12 protein-coding genes are annotated in these 16578 nt (G+C 45.0%); 7 read left to right on the top strand and 5 right to left on the bottom strand.

Going from position 1 to position 16578, the window contains the following annotated elements; translation table 11 throughout:
- The first annotated feature begins 1 nt into the window (after position 1).
- From LX99_RS19235 to LX99_RS19225, 3 genes are all read left to right on the top strand, one after another.
- Entirely contained in the window at positions 2-1426 is a 1425-nt protein-coding gene (locus LX99_RS19235; RefSeq protein ID WP_109609334.1) for a glycogen synthase, read from the top strand.
- Positions 1423-2685, top strand: coding sequence for a glucose-1-phosphate adenylyltransferase (locus LX99_RS19230; protein WP_022829563.1), 1263 nt, complete (start codon positions 1423-1425; stop codon positions 2683-2685). Before LX99_RS19235 ends, LX99_RS19230 begins: the two co-directional genes overlap by 4 nt.
- Before the next feature lie 72 nt (positions 2686-2757).
- On the top strand, positions 2758-2943 hold the full coding sequence (locus LX99_RS19225; RefSeq protein WP_109609333.1) for a hypothetical protein: 186 nt from the start codon (positions 2758-2760) through the stop codon (positions 2941-2943).
- 141 nt (positions 2944-3084) lie between these two features.
- Here the strand turns inward: LX99_RS19225 and LX99_RS25930 are convergent, their stop codons facing one another.
- The 3 genes from LX99_RS25930 to LX99_RS19210 form a co-directional block, all read right to left on the bottom strand.
- On the bottom strand, positions 3085-3369 hold the full coding sequence (locus tag LX99_RS25930) for an FAD-dependent oxidoreductase (protein WP_211319057.1): 285 nt from the start codon (positions 3367-3369) through the stop codon (positions 3085-3087).
- A 406-nt stretch (positions 3370-3775) separates the two neighbouring features.
- Positions 3776-4486 (bottom strand): LytR/AlgR family response regulator transcription factor, encoded by a 711-nt coding sequence (locus LX99_RS19215; protein WP_109609332.1) that lies wholly within the window; start codon positions 4484-4486, stop codon positions 3776-3778.
- Positions 4483-5502, bottom strand: coding sequence for a sensor histidine kinase (locus LX99_RS19210; protein ID WP_109609331.1), 1020 nt, complete (start codon positions 5500-5502; stop codon positions 4483-4485). The genes LX99_RS19215 and LX99_RS19210 overlap by 4 nt, the downstream gene beginning before the upstream one ends.
- Before the next feature lie 235 nt (positions 5503-5737).
- Between LX99_RS19210 and LX99_RS19205 the strand changes: the two genes are divergently transcribed.
- A complete protein-coding gene (locus LX99_RS19205; RefSeq protein WP_146203165.1) occupies positions 5738-6550 on the top strand; it encodes a DUF3108 domain-containing protein in 813 nt (270 codons plus the stop codon).
- An 83-nt stretch (positions 6551-6633) separates the two neighbouring features.
- Here LX99_RS19205 and LX99_RS19200 read toward each other — a convergent pair whose 3' ends face one another.
- Positions 6634-8028 (bottom strand): glycosyl hydrolase family 18 protein, encoded by a 1395-nt coding sequence (locus LX99_RS19200; protein ID WP_109609329.1) that lies wholly within the window; start codon positions 8026-8028, stop codon positions 6634-6636.
- Between the two features lie 302 nt (positions 8029-8330).
- Positions 8331-9749: a glycosyl hydrolase family 18 protein gene (locus tag LX99_RS19195; RefSeq protein WP_109609328.1), complete on the bottom strand. Its 1419-nt coding sequence runs from the start codon at positions 9747-9749 to the stop codon at positions 8331-8333.
- A gap of 601 nt (positions 9750-10350) precedes the next feature.
- Here LX99_RS19195 and LX99_RS19190 point away from each other — a divergent pair.
- The 3 genes from LX99_RS19190 to LX99_RS19180 all read left to right on the top strand — a co-directional run bounded on the left by LX99_RS19190 (position 10351) and on the right by LX99_RS19180 (position 16330).
- Positions 10351-10881 (top strand): OmpA family protein, encoded by a 531-nt coding sequence (locus LX99_RS19190; protein WP_022830216.1) that lies wholly within the window; start codon positions 10351-10353, stop codon positions 10879-10881.
- A 183-nt stretch (positions 10882-11064) separates the two neighbouring features.
- On the top strand, positions 11065-13515 hold the full coding sequence (locus LX99_RS19185) for a TonB-dependent receptor (protein ID WP_109609327.1): 2451 nt from the start codon (positions 11065-11067) through the stop codon (positions 13513-13515).
- Between the two features lie 334 nt (positions 13516-13849).
- Complete coding sequence (locus LX99_RS19180; RefSeq protein ID WP_109609326.1) at positions 13850-16330, top strand: glutaminase family protein; 2481 nt, start codon at positions 13850-13852, stop codon at positions 16328-16330.
- The last annotated feature ends 248 nt before the right edge of the window (positions 16331-16578 follow it).

The following is a 16578-nucleotide window of genomic DNA, read 5'->3' as shown; positions in this document are numbered from 1 at the left end:
GATGAAAATATACCATTTGAGTGCCGAATGCTACCCGGTTGCCAAAGTTGGCGGCCTTGGCGATGTTGTTGGCGCATTGCCTAAGTACCAGAATCTTGCAGGATTGCAGGCCGCTGTTGTACTGCCTTTTTACGACAGGAAGTTTACCCAGGAAAACGAATTTGAAACCGTATTTGCCGCGGCTACCCTGCTTGGCAACAAGCGATACTTCTTCGAGATATTGAAAGAAAAAACCGATAAGCTTGGTTTTGAGCTTTACCTTGTTAAAATTCCGGGCCTGTTAGACAGGGAAAATATTTACAGTTACCCCGACGAGCGCGAACAATTTATAGCTTACCAGCTGGCATTTCTTGATTGGATCAGCTACTCGCAGCAAACACCGGGCCTGATCCATTGCCATGATCACCACACGGGGCTTGTGCCATTTTTGCTATACCATTCAAAACTGTACACCCGGCTGGCTAATGTACCAACGGTATTTACCATCCATAACGGCCAGTACCACGGCGCTTTTGGATGGGATAAACTATCGCTGCTACCCGAGATCGACCTGACCAAAACAGGTCTGCTTGACTGGGCTGGTGGGATCAACCCGCTGGCTGCGGCTGTGAAATGTAGTTGGAAATACACCACGGTATCGCCAAGCTACCTCGAAGAACTCACCTACAACTCCAACGGCCTGGAATACCTGTTTTATACAGAACGCCTTAAAGGCACCGGCATTATGAACGGCATTGATACCGAAGTGTGGAACCCGCAAACCGATGCCATGATAGCGGCTAAATTTACCGCGCGCACGCTGGCTAAGGGTAAACGGGCTAACAAAGAGGTGCTTTGCAGCCGTTTTGAGCTTAATCCCGAAAAACCGCTGTTTACCTTTATAGGCCGGTTGGTTGTTGAAAAAGGCGCCGATTTGTTGGCCAGGGCCATTGAGCGTAGCCTGCTTGAAAACGAAGGTGAAATAAACTTCCTGGTATTGGGCACAGGCGATAAGGAAACCGAACAGGATCTGCTTAAATTAAAAAATAAATACCCGGAGCATTGCGCCGTTTTTATCGGTTACGACGAGGCGTTGGCGCACCAGATTTACGCCGGGGCCGATTTCCTGCTGATGCCATCGCGGGTAGAGCCCTGCGGCCTTAATCAGCTGTATGCGCTGCGTTACGGCACCATGCCTGTTGTACGTGCAACCGGCGGCTTAAGAGACTCGGTTATTGATTTTGGCGATGAAGGAGGCTATGGTATCCGTTTTATCCAGGATAATGTGCAGGATATCTGCCACTCGGTTTTCAGGGCCAAACAATTATATAAAGACACTGCCAAGCTGCAGCAACTTCGCAAACAAATGATGACGCTCGATTTTTCGTGGGCGCGTTCAACCCAACAATATATTGATCTGTACAAAAGCTTAAATCCAATTATATGACATCTAAAGTAATTTCTATTGTGCTCGGTGGCGGCCAGGGCAGCCGCTTATCACCGCTTACCGCTACGCGGTCAAAGCCGGCAGTGCCGATAGGGGGTAAATATCGTTTAGTGGATATTCCTATTTCAAACTGTCTGCACTCGGGTATTACCCGTATCTACGTGCTTACGCAGTTTAATTCGGCTTCGCTAAACAAGCATATCAAAAACACCTACCACTTCAGCAGTTTCAGCGATGCGTTTGTGGATATCCTTGCCGCCGAGCAAACCCCATCAAACGTTACCTGGTTTCAGGGTACGGCCGATGCGGTTAGGCAGAGCCTGCACCACCTGGCGGTACATGAGTTTGACTATGTGCTGATTCTATCCGGCGATCAGCTGTACCAAATGGATTTCGAAGATATGATCAACAACCATATCGACACCAACGCCGAAATTTCGATAGCTACGATCCCGGTTGATGCCGCCGATGTTCCCGGCTTCGGCATCCTGAAAACCGATGAGAATAACATGATCACCGCTTTTATTGAAAAGCCGAAAAGCAATTTTGAAAGCTGGGCATCAGAAGTTAGCCCCGAAATGCAGGCTGAAGGCCGTGTGTACCTGGCATCAATGGGTATTTACATCTTTAACCGTAAGCTGCTTTATGAATTGCTGGAAGGCAACGAGCGTACCGACTTTGGTAAGGAGATCATCCCGCAATCAATAGAAGGGCACCGCGTAGCCAGCTATCAATATGAAGGTTACTGGACAGATATCGGTACCATTCCATCATTTTTTGAGGCCAACCTTGGCTTAACAGATGATATACCCAAATTTAACCTGTTTGATAAAAACCCGATATATACCCGTGCGCGCATGCTGCCGCCATCTAAAATTTCGGGCACACTGCTTGAAAGTTCAATTGTTGCAGATGGCTGTATCATCAGCGCCAAGGAAGTTAAGCGCTCTATAATAGGTGTGCGCACACGTGTAGGAACCGGCACTATTATCGAAAACTGCTATGTAATGGGCAGCGACAACTATCAAACCCTCGAGCAAATTGCCGAGCTGAAACTAAGCGCTTCGCCAATTATGGGTATTGGCAATAACTGCCATATCAAAAACGCCATCATCGATAAAAATACGTACATCGGCGATAACGTAACCATCAACTGCGGCGAAAAACTTGAAGATGGTGATTATGGTACACACACTGTGCAGGATGGTATTGTGGTGGTGAAAAAGCGTGCAATTATACCAAGTGGTACTGTTATTTAATTTAAAATAAAAAAATAACAATTAATGGTTAATTTGTTATGGATAGTATAAACTATTTAAAACAGATTAATTATGAAAAAGGCACTTTGTATGATCGCTTTAGCAGCGATCTCATTCGGGAGCGTTTTTGCTCATGGTACAATTGTAACGCCTGCAAAAGGTGTGATGCAAACTGACACCACTAAAAAGAAAACGAAGAAGATGAAAAAAATGAAAAGAGATACCACCATGAAAAAAGACACGACGAAGGTGAAGTAACCGCTTTTAGCCGGAAGTTTTCCGGCGGTATCAAGCAGCACAGGCTGTATCATAAATCCAATGATGCAGCCTTTTTTATGATCTAATAACTTAAGATCAGACAAATTATTGAATTGAGATTTAAAGGAAAGTTTTAGAAGTCTAAAATGGGGAGTGTAAACTTTCTAACGCGTTCAACATCGCCATGTTCACGCCTTCGCCCGCATATGGTGGCATCAGGTGCGCGGCATCGCCAAGCATGGTAAGGTTCGGTAAGGCTTGCCAGGTTTGATCTAAAGACATGCAATATTGCGGGCGGGGGATGAACGCGGGTTCGGCGTTCTCAAAAAGCTCGTTCCATATTTCGCCCCAACCAGCAAAGTCCTGTTTAAACCAGTTAAAAACCTGCATTTTGTTTTTAAAATCAATACCGGAGTCGTGTACCATGTTTCTGCTGTTTTTAGTCCTGCGTAAAATATCAGACTGCCATCGCCTTTCGAATTTATTATCAGTGTTTTAGCGTCGTCTCCCATCGCAAATATTTTACCGCCGTTTAATAATTGATAAACTTTCGGGCTGTTCTTCTCTGCGTTATAAACCGCCCCCTCAATCATGCTGACCCCTGTAAAAAAGGGTTTGACATTAGTAATGTAGGGCCGTATTTTTGAGTTTGCACCATCTGCGGCTATTACTTTATTGTAGATGAGGTACTTTACGACTAATAAGCAATTAACAGGTTAAACACGCCGCAAGCCATAATCAGCAGCGATATAAGGCCTGTATTGTAGGGAATTTTTTTTTCAAAAAAGCAGATAAATTTGGCTCTAATGTTTCCGGTCGGTGCTTACGCCCCCTAAAATATCCTCCTGCTAATTATCGCCATAAATCCCTCCTTAAATTTTTCGCTTACCGGGATGTGTTTATCTGCTATATAAATATGGTTATCCTGAATTTTTACCAGTTGTTTGGTGTTTACAATATAGGAGTTGTGTACCCGCACAAAGGGTGCCGAAAGCTGTTCTTCAATATCTTTTAACCTCCGGTAAATCAGTAATTGCTCCTGACTGGTAACCAGGCGTACATATTCCTTTTCGCCCTCAAAATACAAGATCTCATCCAGCAGGATCCTGCGGAGTACCTTGCCCGATTTTACAAAGAAGTAACCTTCGTCTATTGGCTCTGTTTTTGGCGTAACAGGTTCCGGCTTTTTGAAATAGGCCTCAATTTTTTGTTGTGCCGTTAAAAAGCGTTTGAGGGTAATGGGCTTCAGCAGGTAATCGATAGTTTGATAGGTGTAGCTCTCGGCAGCGTACTCGGAATAAGCCGTAGTGAAAACGATTTTAGTTTGCAGCGGCAGTAACCCGGCAAGCTCCATGCCGCTGAGCTGGGGCATGTTGATATCTAAAAAAATAAAATCAACCTTGTGGTTTTTCAGGAATGCCAGCGCTTCAAGCGCGTTATAGCATTTGGCTTTAAGCTGCCATTGCGTGCTTTGTTGTACCAGCATCTCCAGCAGGTTAACGGCGTTCGGTTCATCGTCAATAATGATGCAGCTTAAATTCATGATACCGGAATTTTTAAACAGGCTGTAAAGTTATGGTCACGCTGATCAACTTTAAGCTCAAAGTTTTGACCGTATAATATGGTTAGCCTTTGCGTTAAGTTAACGATGCCAAACCCCGTATCCCGGTTACCCGCTGTGCCGGTTGGGATGGCATTATCAGTTTTAAAAAATAAGTAGCCATCCTGTTGCACCAATGACAGCGCAATGATATTTCGCTCGCTTAACTTATCAATACCGTGTTTAAAAATATTCTCTACAAAAGTCATGAGCAGCATTGGTGGTATCCGCAGCTCTGCATTGTAGTTTTTCTCAAACACCACCACCACTTCATGCCTGATCCTTATTTTTTCTAAGGCTATATAGTTTTCAATAAATTGTACCTCGGTACTGATAGCTACGTCGTTTTTAGGACTTTCATCAACAAAATACCGCATAATGTCGCTCAGGCGTTCAATAAGCGCGGCGGTGCGCGGGGCTTCGCGGTAAGCCTCGTAGTAAATATTATTCAGCGTGTTAAACAAAAAGTGGGGTTGCACCTGCGATTTCAGCAAATTCAGTTCGGCCCGGCTTTTTTGTACCAGGATCTCTTCAGTTTGCTGCTTCAATTTAAAATAAGCTATCGCGATGCGTACAATCAGGCTCATCACAAAAATAAGCACCCCACCTGATGCGTATTTGATAATAATCTCCCGGCTAATGCGCTCCGGCGTTTTGGCAAAAAAGGTATTGTAAACCCACATATTGGCATAGCCGCGGAGTATGCCGGTGACGGCTATAAAGGCAATCACCAGCAGTGCATACCAGGCATACCTGCCCCTTTGGTAAAACACCGGGAACAGGTACAGGATGTTGCCGTAGATAATCATGGCGTAAAACACCACGTTTAAAATGGTGTAAACGGCCGACTGCCCCGCGCCGTCCATCGGCAGGTAGGAAAAAAACAGTAGCAGCGATACCGCCAGCCATACTAAAAGCTGAAGCTGCAGTACCCCTGGTTTGCTTTTAAAAAATTGCATGCTTTAAAAATACAAAGCTTTTTGCTGGCCGGTAAGGTTTTTAAATAGATGCCTTTATTTATTCAATAACTGCGAACTAATATTCAATGAACAAGGATAACGCCATGTTATTGAATATTTACAGGCTGATGTTAAAAATTAAAACAGATTGGTTTAAACGGTTTTAAAGGGCGGCTGATATAGTACAGTTTTGAAGTGTTAACCCAAATTATCCTTACCAAAAACAATAACAAATATGAAAATTGAACAATTAGCCCCCAAAATAGCAGCGCTTGGTTTAACCTTTTTATCGTTGCTGTTAAACATGAAGCAAGTAATGGCCCAAACCGATACCATCCGTGTAAAAGATAAGCGGTTGGTTACAACGAAGCTTAAGCCGGGCTTAAATCAATATGCCGTTTATTTTCAAAATGCAAAGGATAGCCGGAGCCTGAAATTTTCACTCTGGCTGCGCGATATCAAACTCGAAAATCGAGGTGGCGAAAAGGTATTTGCGATAACCCAGCATTGGTACGGAAACGACACCTCATCGTACCGCGCTATTTATTCGGTAAACAGGGCATCTGATTTTGCGCCGTTATATCACTCAGAAACCATAGGCAAAAAAACAAAAGCCTTTAACTGGTTTGCTGATAAGGTGCTGAGCGCGGATACCGTTGCCGGTAACGAGGTAAGGAATTTTAAGTTAGATTTTCAGTTTCCCAACTTTAACTGGAACCTGGATATCGAAACTTTTGAGATGCTGCCCCTGGCCGAAGGAAAAAGTTTCGCCATCCCGTTTTTTGAAGCCGGTATGCCCACACCGCTTTATGTATTGTATAAAGTTACCGGCAGCGAAGTAATCACTACGCTTGATGGTAACAAGGTTGATTGCTGGAAGCTGTATAACGAAAGTGACTACAACGGCAGGCATTTTACCGAAACCTACTGGATCAGCAAAAAGAACCATGAGTTTTTAAAGGAGGAGGACGCTTTTGCCGGAGGGTACAGGTATAAAGTGAGAATGATAGGCGCGGCGGCTAACCCGTTGCCGAGGTTTGTGAAGTAAATCTCTATAAAAAATTCCGTATTAAATAACCCGGACTATGACTGCATAGCCCGGGTTTTGTTGTACGTTAGTTTAACTATTTTTTACTGGTTTAGCCCGAAAGCTTCCCAGCCCGAGGCGGAGGCACGGGTACAGGTCATGGCCTGGGTGCCGTTTTCGCTCGATATGAATTTGCCATTGTTGCCGCGGAGGGTAATTTTGCCGTCGGCGGTTACTATCCAGTCAAATTTCTCCCAGTCGCCCGGAGTGGTACGGTTACAGGTGATGGCCTGCGTTCCGTTTTCTGATGACACGTATTTGCCCATGCTGCGCAGGTAAATTTTGCCTGCACCAGCGTCGAGCACGGTAAAATGCTCCCAGTCGCCGGCTGTAGTACGGGTACAGGTCATGGCGGTTGTACCGTTTTCGCCGCTTACGTATTTGTTGTTAAAGCCTTTAAGGGATATTACCGTACCGATAGGCGGATTACTGCCCGTTGGCGGGGTTGAAGTACCGTTAATGACCGAATTTATGGCCGATAATAACGAGTTGCTGCCCGTGGCATCCTGCGACAATTCCCAGATCATGATACCGCCGCCCTGATTAATTGCCAGCGTGGTTTTACTTTGAATGGTTGGAATGCCGTTGTAGCCTATGCCGTTCCATGTATCCGAATTAGGGCTGCCGCCGCCGGCCAAAATATCTGCATAGGAGGTATAGGGTTCGCGGCCATAAAAAGGAACACCCAAAATAGCTTTAGCCTTGGGTAAACCGCGACCTATCCAGTAGTTTAACGATGTTTGAGCCAGTGAATAGGGCGAGTGATTGGAACCATCACCATCATAAGCCATCAGGTTTAAAAAATCAACCACGCCAAAAACGCTGTTTAAAACACCCGAACCGTCGTGTGAAATTACGGCTGCTGTAAGCAGTTTACCCTGGTTATGCAGGGCGGTGCTTAATGATGACATTAATGCGGCGTAGTTGTTGGCCGAAGCGCCATCGTCAGGGTATTCCCAATCAATATCAATACCATCCAGGTTATATTGGTTGGCAAAGTTTACCAGGTTGGTTACAAAATTATTGCGCGATGTAGCATTGGCCGCCAGCGTTTCGAACGCGCTGTCGTTACCATCATTCCAGCCGCCGAATGATACCAGTACTTTTACGCCGTTGGCGTGCCCGGTTGATACCAGGCTTTGCAGTTTGGATACATTATCAACCGGGCCGATGCCGCCCGAGCCGGTAGGCTGCACAAAAGCGTAGTTAACATGCGTTAGTTTTGAAAACTGTACCGAACTAACCGCCCCTGCCCAGCTTGGCAGGTACCCTACTACTTTAAAGCCCGGAACCGCGTCAACATTAATTGCCTTTTGAGGGGCTTTATCAAGCGGACCGTCGGGCTGATTGGCTGAAAAATTGTCTTTACGGCAAGAGGATAGCGCAAACAAAACTATGGCTATGCAATATAGCAGGCGTGAGTTTAAATTTTTTTTCATGACAGGTTGTTTTATTGGTGGATGATGTGGTATTTGCAGGTGTAGTTTTAAAATCCCCTCTCGAGAGCATAGCCGTCAAATTCAGCGAAAAAGCGGTGGATTGTGCGAATCCCCTCTTGAGAGGGGTGGAGGGGTGTGTTATTCTAAGCGAAGTTATCGCTCGCATAACACACCCCTTCTCTCGCTCTTTCCCGTCGCGCCCCCTATCAAGAGGGGATTTTAAGATCCTGATTATTAAGTTGATTGCTATGATCTCAAGAGAGGAACCGCACATTCCTGCGCTTTTAAGAACGCTTATTCACTTACTGATTTACCCCGAAAGCTTCCCAGCCCGAGGCGGAGGCACGGGTACAGGTCATGGCCTGGGTGCCGTTTTCGCTCGATATGAATTTGCCATTGTTCCCCCGCAGGGTAACTTTGCCATCAGCGGTAACTATCCAATCAAATTTTTCCCAGTCGCCGGGGGTAGTACGGTTACAGGTAATGGCCTGGGTACCGTTTTCTGATGATACGTATTTGCCCATGCTGCGCAGGTAAATTTTGCCTGCACCGGCATCAAGCACGGTAAAGTGTTCCCAATCGCTTGCGGTGGCACGGGTGCAGGTCATGGCCTGGGTGCCGTTTTCGCCGCTTACATATTTACCGTTGAACCCTTTAAGTGATATCACTGTACCTATAGGCGGGGTACTGCCGGTAGGTGGCGTTGTGGTACCGCCGGTAATGATGGAGTTCATGGCCGAGAGCAGCGAGTTTGCGCCTGTGGCATCGCCACCCAGATCCCAGATCATCATACCACCGGCCTGGTTAAGTGCCAGCGTGGTTTTACTTTTAATGGTAGGGATGCCGTTGTAGCCATAGGTTTGAAAGGTATCTGAATTTGGACTGCCGCCCATGCTCAAAATCTCGTTATAGTTTTTGGTAGCATAGTCATAACGGTTATCCCTCGCATAAAAAGGAACGCCCAGTATGGTTTTAGCTGCGGGTAAGCCGCGGCCGGCCCAATAGCTTAAACAATCAACAGCCGATTGATAGGTAGAGTGCTGATAGTTGTTGTCGTCATAATCCATAATGTTGATCCAATCTAAAATGGTAAACATATCATTGGTTACATATGATGCGCCAACCGAGATAGATGCTATGGTACACAACCTGCCGCTATTGTGCATAGCGGTTGAAAGTTGTTGCAGCATGGTATAAAAATTATTGGTTTCGGTACCCACCGACGGAAATTCCCAGTCGATATCCACACCGTCAATACCGTATTGGTTACAAAAGTTAACCATGTTATTAACAAATGTGGTACGGTAACCCGAGTTGGCTACAATAGAGTGGAAGGCATCGCCGCCGCCACCACCGCCAACGGATATGATCACTTTTACATTGTTGTTGTGGGCTGTGGTAACCAGGCTGGTAAATTTCGACAGGTTATCTAAAGTGTTTAACCCACCCGAATTGGTTGGCGTAAGGAAAGCGTAGTTAATGTGTGTAAGCTTGCTGTATTGAACAGTATTAACGTCGCCCTGCCAGCTGGGTAAATAACCGATCACTTTAAACGAGGCAAGAGGTACGGCGTTGTTCTGCGCTACCGCTTTGGTGTTGCCGGTTGGTGCGGGCGAATCGCCGTTTTTAAACTGGTTCATGTTGTCCTTTTTACATGACGAGAGTGCAGCCAGCACGGTTAGTGTAAGGCCAAGAAGATAAGAGTTAATTTTTGATCTCATAAGTTAATTTATTAAGTAATATTTGATGTAGGTTATAATTGGCTTGGTAATACCCCTCCGCTGTTAATCCAATTTTTTAATACTTATGAAAGGCGTATGTTAATATTCAGTATCGCTTTTCAATAGGTTTTTTGGCCGTTTTGGTATGGAGTAAAAATATATAAACATCTTATTATAAATATCTTATAACAGTTGTAATACGGCTTAATCACAAGCGTAGTAGTGCTTTTGTAGTGTGAAACCTGCGCCTAAACAGGGTTTTTGCAGTGATTTTTTTTGAAGCTGATACGCTTAACTCACGGTTTACTTGTTTTTCTTAAAAAGGTGAGCGGAAGATGAGCGCGTGCCTGATCAGTAATTGTACACCGCTTTCAATTTTGCCGTGGTAAGTGTTCACCCTGATGTTAAAGTGAGCTGTAGAGAGCTTGCCTGATAAACGCGCTTTTGTTTACTTATGCAAAGGGAGTGCTGGCTTATTGGTATAACTATTGATTAAATAAGATACACCGTAAAGTAAAAAGCGTGGTGACTGCTTAAAAATATGGTAGTGCACTATTAACAATATCCCAACGTTTTTTATGTTTACACAAATACTTAGAATATGAAAACTCTAAAAACATCTTTCTTTGCTCTTGCTGTAGCCGTTTTGGCTATCACTGCACAGGCCTGCAAAACCAAAAAGGCGGTTGTGCAAACACCTCCGCCTGCCGCTCCCGTTCAGCAGACACCTCCGCCCCCTGTAAAACCAACACCTCCGCCACCGGCACCACCTGCGCCACCGGCTCCGGCAAAACCCGATTATAACTTTAGTAATATCCAGTTTGAGTTTAACTCGGCTGTGTTAAAAACAGCGTCATATCAAACTTTAGATCATATCGCTGCCGAGCTGAAAAAAGATCAATCAGTTAAGTTTATCCTGAACGGTAACGCATCTGCCGAAGGTACAGCAGAACATAACATGTCGTTATCTGTAGACAGGGCAAACTCTGTAAAACTTTACCTGATTAATAGTGGTGTTAATGCCGATAACCTGACCGTTAAAGGCTGGGGCGAAAGTAAACCTATTGCCGATAACAGCACCGAAGAAGGCCGGGTGTTAAACCGCCGGGTTGAAGTTAAGGTAGCTCAATAATAATCAAGCTCTTTTTTTAATATAAAGGCAGTCTGCAAAACAGGCTGCCTTTTTTGCTTATAAAATAATGTATTGCTTCAATTGATAATATTAGTTAGCTTTATATTAATTATAAGCCTGTTGGCATAAGTCTTCCACCAAACGGGGCTGTTGCCGTATTGATACCTAAATCTTCTGTAGCCTATGTGTAATCTATCGAAAAGCATCTTTTTATCGTTAATGCTGCTGCCATTTTTTTGCGCGGCGAAGAGTGTGCCTTATATTGATACTGTAGCTAATGCTGATACCATTAAACAGATGGTGGTAAACAAGCTTAAAACTTATAATGAAACTCACATTATCGAAAAAGCATACTTGCATTTTGATAAACCCTATTACGCCACCGGCGATACCGTTTATTTTAAAGCCTACACAACAGTCGGCCCTAAACACGAACTATCAACCATCAGCGGGGTTTTACATGTCGAGCTTATCAATCCCGCAGGAAAAATAAAGCAGGCGATAGCATTGCAGTTAACTAATGGGATTGGCTGGGGGGATTTCGCCCTGCCGGATACTTTGCAGAAAGGCAATTACCGTATCCGCGCTTATACCCGGTGGATGCGTAACAGCAATAATTTTTATGAACAGGAAATAAAAGTTGGGGCCTTGTTGCCCGATCAAGTACCCGAAAGTGCCACAAAGCAGGCAGTTGTAACCAACAATAAAGCAGATCTGCAATTTTTTGCCGAAGGCGGCGCGCCGGTAACAGGCCTCAACAACAAAATAGCCTTTAAGGCCATTGCTGCCAATGGTAAAGGCATCGATGTTAAGGGTGTTGTTTTTGATGACGATAACCGGCAAATTACTTCGTTCACATCATCGCATTTAGGCATGGGATATTTTATGTTGAAGCCCGAGCCTGGTAAAACTTACCGCGCGGTATTTAGCGATGCTACCGGTTTAGAGCAAAGTATACAGCTTCCACAGGCTTCGGATAAAGGCATCGCCCTGACAGTTAATAATGACGAAATAGCAAAGGCATCAGTTAAAATAACCGCAAACGATGCTTTTTACAGAGAAAATAAAGATAAAGGCTTGATGCTGCTAATCTACTCCGGAGGTACGGTTGTAACTGTACCCTGCAAATTGGATAGCCAGAGCATCGCTCTCGATATTTTAAAGCGGCGTTTAAAAACAGGCATCACCCGCGTTACTTTGTTTAACGATGTCAACGAGCCGCTTTGTGAACGGTTAATTTTTATCCAGAATTATGACGAGCTAAGTTTCCATATAAATACTGATAAAACAGTATATAAACGCAGGGCGCAAACCAACCTGAATTTTGATATTAAAAACCGGGCGGGTAACCCGGCGGCCGGGCATTTCTCGGTATCGGTAGTTGATGAAAGCAAGGTGCCGGTAGATGAAAATGCAGAACATACCATTTTAACCAATCTGCTTTTAACCTCCGATTTAAAGGGTGGCGTAGAGCAGCCCAATTATTACTTCGCCAATATCAACACCGAAACGCAGCACAACCTCGACCTGGTAATGCTCACCAACGGCTACCGCGGATTTGAATGGAGGCCTTTATTAAATGATAGCTATCCGGCTACTGTATTTCAACCTGAAAAAGGATTAAGCATTAGCGGCATAGCGAAAACACTCGGCGGAAGAGCGCTGAATACCGGAACGGTATCGTTAGTTTGGTCTTTCCCCGAAACACATGTTTTAAGCCAGCACATAAACATTGACGGTAGCTTCAAATTCAACGATTTGCTCTTCACAGATTCAGGTAAATTTATATTGCAGGCCGTAAACGGAAAGGGAGCTAATACTACCACGCTTATTTATAAAAAAGAAGATCCCCCTGCCACAGCAGCTTTATCGGGCTATATGCAAACCGATGTTAATTTGCTGATGAAAGATTATCTCGAAAACAGCAGATTGAAATACGATGATTATCTGAGGTACAATAAAGTTAAAATGCTGAAGGAGGTTAAGATCAGGGCTGTTAAGCGAAATGATAATTACAAATCGTCGGCCTTAGGCGGGCCGGGCAATGCCGATCAGGTAGTGCATATAGGTGATATTCCTGTATCGGGCCCACTCTCGGTAATGGTTGCATCCAGAGTGCATGGCGATAGAGCACGAAGTATGCTTAGCAGCAATTTTGATGGCCTGATGCTTATTGATGGCGTGCCGATAGCCGGTGGCACGCTTGATCCAAACGGATCGGCTGATATTATCAGTGCATCGGATGTTGAAACGGTAGAGTTATTTTATGGGCCCAGCGCGGCAATATATGGGGTGCGGGGTGGGCATGGTGTAATTGTAATAACCACCAAAAACAGAGGCGGGCTTAAACCCCAGGATATTCCTTCGGTAGGAATTTTGCCTGTTACCGTTGCCGGGTTTTATAAAGCCCGGGTGTTTTACTCGCCAAAGTACCAAAGCCTTGAGCAGGCCGGTAACCGGCCCGATTTGCGCAGTACCATTTACTGGCAGCCGGAGTTAACTACCGATAAAGAAGGCCACGCCTCAATCAATTATTTTAACGCCGATGGTATTGGCCCGTACAGGGTAGTTGTTGAGGGGATTGATGAAGATGGTAACCTGGGCAGGCAGGTGTACAGGTATAATGTGGAGTAAAACTGATTCGCTATTTAGAAGTATTTAATAGTTACGACGTAATTGAATGCTTTAAAGATTTTTCCCAATCGCACCTTATCATCGCAAAATTGATACGATTTCACCAACTATTGAACCATTTTGTGTAAAACGATTGTTTTATTTTGAGCCGGGAGAAACCGTTGGCCGCGTGACTTGGGGACGGCAGCTCGTTTAATGCTGAACCCAACGCCCCCGGATGCAGTTATCAACCGTCGTGTTTGGGGCAATATGCATGGCTTATTAAGCGGGTTGAACCAAAGAGTAACAACAATTCCCCATAAATAAATCAAAACCAAAAAGTAAAACGTAGTCTATGAATCGCATTTTCAAAAAAACGTACCTGCTTGTTTCCGGACTGGCAGCATCGTTTATTGTACAAACAGCGACGGCACAGGATAAAATGCCGTCGTACCCGCTCATTACGCACAATACCTATTTTTGCGTATGGAGCAATACTGACAAACTAAACGAATCGACCACCAAACACTGGACAGGTAAAGACCAGTCGCTGTTAGGCCTGATCAAAGTTGATGGCGATTTCTACCGTTTTATGGGTGCTTCCGCCGTTAATTATAAAACCATTTTAGCCGCTACCGACGAGAAATCATATACCAGCCAATATGTAGCCGAAACTGCCCCCGCCGATGATTGGGCGAAGCCCGGCTTTAACGATCAAGGTTGGAAAACTGCTACTGCGCCTTTTGGTGACGAACGTGCGGTTAAAGGCACCGGCTGGAGAGGAAAAGACATCTGGGTTCGGCGCAAGTTCAATGTTTCTGAACTGCCTCAGGGCCGTTTAATGCTGAAAATTTACCATGACGATGAGGCCGAAGTGTACCTGAACGGTCAGCAAATAGCTGCCGAAGGCGGCGCTAACGGCGATTTTGAAACGGTTGCTTTACCGGCCAGCGCTAAATCGAATTTAAAGGTAGGCGAGAACGTTTTGGCCATCCATTGCAAAAATACAGGCGGTGGCTCATTTATTGATGCCGGTTTAACTGAAGAGGTATTGAGCAAGGATGACGAAGCCGTTAAACTTGCCCAACAAACCAGCGTTAAAGTTACCGCTACCCAAACGGTATATAACTTTAAGGCAGGCGATGTTAACCTGAAAGTTACCTTCACCTCGCCATTGGTGATCAACGACCTGAAATTGCTCACCACCCCGGTATCATACATCACGTACCAGCTAAAAGCAACCGATGGTAAAGCACACGACGTGGAAATTTACCAGGGCGTATCAAGCAATCTGGCTGTTAACACGCCATCGCAGGAAGTTACCGCTTCAAGGTACACTGCCAACGGTTTAAAACTGTTAAAAGTAGGCACGGTTGAGCAACCAGTATTGCAGAAAAAAGGTGATAACGTACGCATTGATTGGGGGTATGCTTATGTGGCCTCATCAACCGCGGGCGCAAAACAATACATCACTCCCGAAGCTGATGCAGTAACCTCATTTGTAGGCGGTAAAAGCGGCGGGGCTTCGGCTACCGGCAAACAGTTGATGTTAAGCACCGTAATTCCGTTTGGCAAAGTAAGCGCTGCGCCGGTATCTAAATTTATTTCGGTGGGTTATGATGATATCTACGCTATTCAATACTTTAAAACCAATTTAAGGCCGTGGTGGAGGAATACCCCGGGCGCTACTATCGAAGGTGTATTGAGCGATGCTACAAAAGGTTATGCCAAAGTATTAGGTGTCTGTGCAAAAACGGATTCAAGGATTTGGACGGACGCCATCAAAGCAGGCGGCGAAAAATATGCTAAGCTTTGTGTGATGGCTTATCGTCAAAGCATTGCTGCTCACCAGGTAGTAAAAAGTCCGCAGGGCGAGCTGTTGTTTTTATCTAAAGAGAACTTCAGCAATGGCTCTATCAATACGGTAGACATTACCTATCCATCGGCGCCAATGTACCTGCTTTATAATCCTGAATTGCTGAAAGGCATGATGAACGGTATTTTCTACTACAGCGAAAGCGGTAAATGGACAAAGCCTTTTTCTGCGCATGACCTGGGCACTTATCCGCAAGCCAATGGCCAAACCTACGGCGAGGATATGCCGGTTGAAGAAAGCGGTAACATGATTATCCTGGCCGAAGCCTTGGCCAAAGTGGAAGGCAACGCCAACTACGCCAAAAAACACTGGAAAACCTTAACCACCTGGACAGATTACCTGGCACAGGCAGGTTTTGATCCGGGCAACCAGTTATGTACGGATGATTTTGCCGGTCACCTGGCGCACAATGCCAACCTATCGGTAAAAGCCATTGTGGCCATTGATGCTTATGGAGAATTAGCCGGTATGCTGGGCGATGCCGCTACCGCTAAAAAGTATAAAAACATGGCTAAGGATATGGCCAAAAAATGGCAGGATAAAGCCGACGCCGGAGATCATTACGGTTTGGTATTTGACAGTAAAGATACCTGGAGCCAGAAATACAACATGGTTTGGGATAAAGTGTTAGGATTAAACCTGTTTCCGCAAAAAGTGTATGATAAGGAGTTTAAGTTTTACCTGGCGCGCCAGAACGAATTTGGCTTACCGCTGGATAGCCGCAAAACTTACACCAAAAGCGACTGGATTTTGTGGACCGCCGCTATGGCCGACAACAAAGCAGATTTTAACGCTTTAATCGCCCCGGTTTACAAATTCGCTACCGAGACATCGTCGCGCGTACCACTAAGCGACTGGCACGAAACTACCAACGGTAAAATGGTAGGCTTCCAGGCACGAAGCGTTATTGGCGGCTATTATATGAAAACTTTGAGGGATAAACTGGCTGCTAAGAAATAGTTAAGCGCAGTTATGCTGATAAAAAAAGGGATGCCGCGTAGCAGCATCCCTTTTTAGCGTTTTTATTCTGGATTTTTTATTTGGGGTTTTTTATTCTGGTCGAAGTTTAGCATAGCGTAACTTCGTCCTATACCTATGGAAGCATTCTGCTTCCGTAGCAGGATCTGTTATTTAAATACATAGAAAATGCAGCTTTTAAAGTTAGGCTGAGCTTAACACATTTTAGGACGAAGTTACGACAAACTTCG

Source organism: Mucilaginibacter oryzae, assembly GCF_003148845.1.
Taxonomy (GTDB): domain Bacteria; phylum Bacteroidota; class Bacteroidia; order Sphingobacteriales; family Sphingobacteriaceae; genus Mucilaginibacter; species Mucilaginibacter oryzae.
The sequence above is the reverse complement of the archived record's forward strand: the minus strand, read 5'-3'. Positions and strand labels throughout refer to the sequence as shown.

Coding starts and splice junctions, on each gene's coding strand:
- LX99_RS19180 (WP_109609326.1), top strand. CDS start 13,850: ATGAATCGCATTTTCAAAAAAACGTACCTGCTTGTTTCCGGACTGGCA.
- LX99_RS19195 (WP_109609328.1), bottom strand. CDS start 9,749: ATGAGATCAAAAATTAACTCTTATCTTCTTGGCCTTACACTAACCGTG.
- LX99_RS19210 (WP_109609331.1), bottom strand. CDS start 5,502: ATGCAATTTTTTAAAAGCAAACCAGGGGTACTGCAGCTTCAGCTTTTA.
- LX99_RS19190 (WP_022830216.1), top strand. CDS start 10,351: ATGAAAACTCTAAAAACATCTTTCTTTGCTCTTGCTGTAGCCGTTTTG.
- LX99_RS19185 (WP_109609327.1), top strand. CDS start 11,065: ATGTGTAATCTATCGAAAAGCATCTTTTTATCGTTAATGCTGCTGCCA.
- LX99_RS19205 (WP_146203165.1), top strand. CDS start 5,738: ATGAAAATTGAACAATTAGCCCCCAAAATAGCAGCGCTTGGTTTAACC.
- LX99_RS19215 (WP_109609332.1), bottom strand. CDS start 4,486: ATGAATTTAAGCTGCATCATTATTGACGATGAACCGAACGCCGTTAAC.
- LX99_RS25930 (WP_211319057.1), bottom strand. CDS start 3,369: ATGGTACACGACTCCGGTATTGATTTTAAAAACAAAATGCAGGTTTTT.
- LX99_RS19235 (WP_109609334.1), top strand. CDS start 2: ATGAAAATATACCATTTGAGTGCCGAATGCTACCCGGTTGCCAAAGTT.
- LX99_RS19230 (WP_022829563.1), top strand. CDS start 1,423: ATGACATCTAAAGTAATTTCTATTGTGCTCGGTGGCGGCCAGGGCAGC.
- LX99_RS19200 (WP_109609329.1), bottom strand. CDS start 8,028: ATGAAAAAAAATTTAAACTCACGCCTGCTATATTGCATAGCCATAGTT.
- LX99_RS19225 (WP_109609333.1), top strand. CDS start 2,758: ATGAAAAAGGCACTTTGTATGATCGCTTTAGCAGCGATCTCATTCGGG.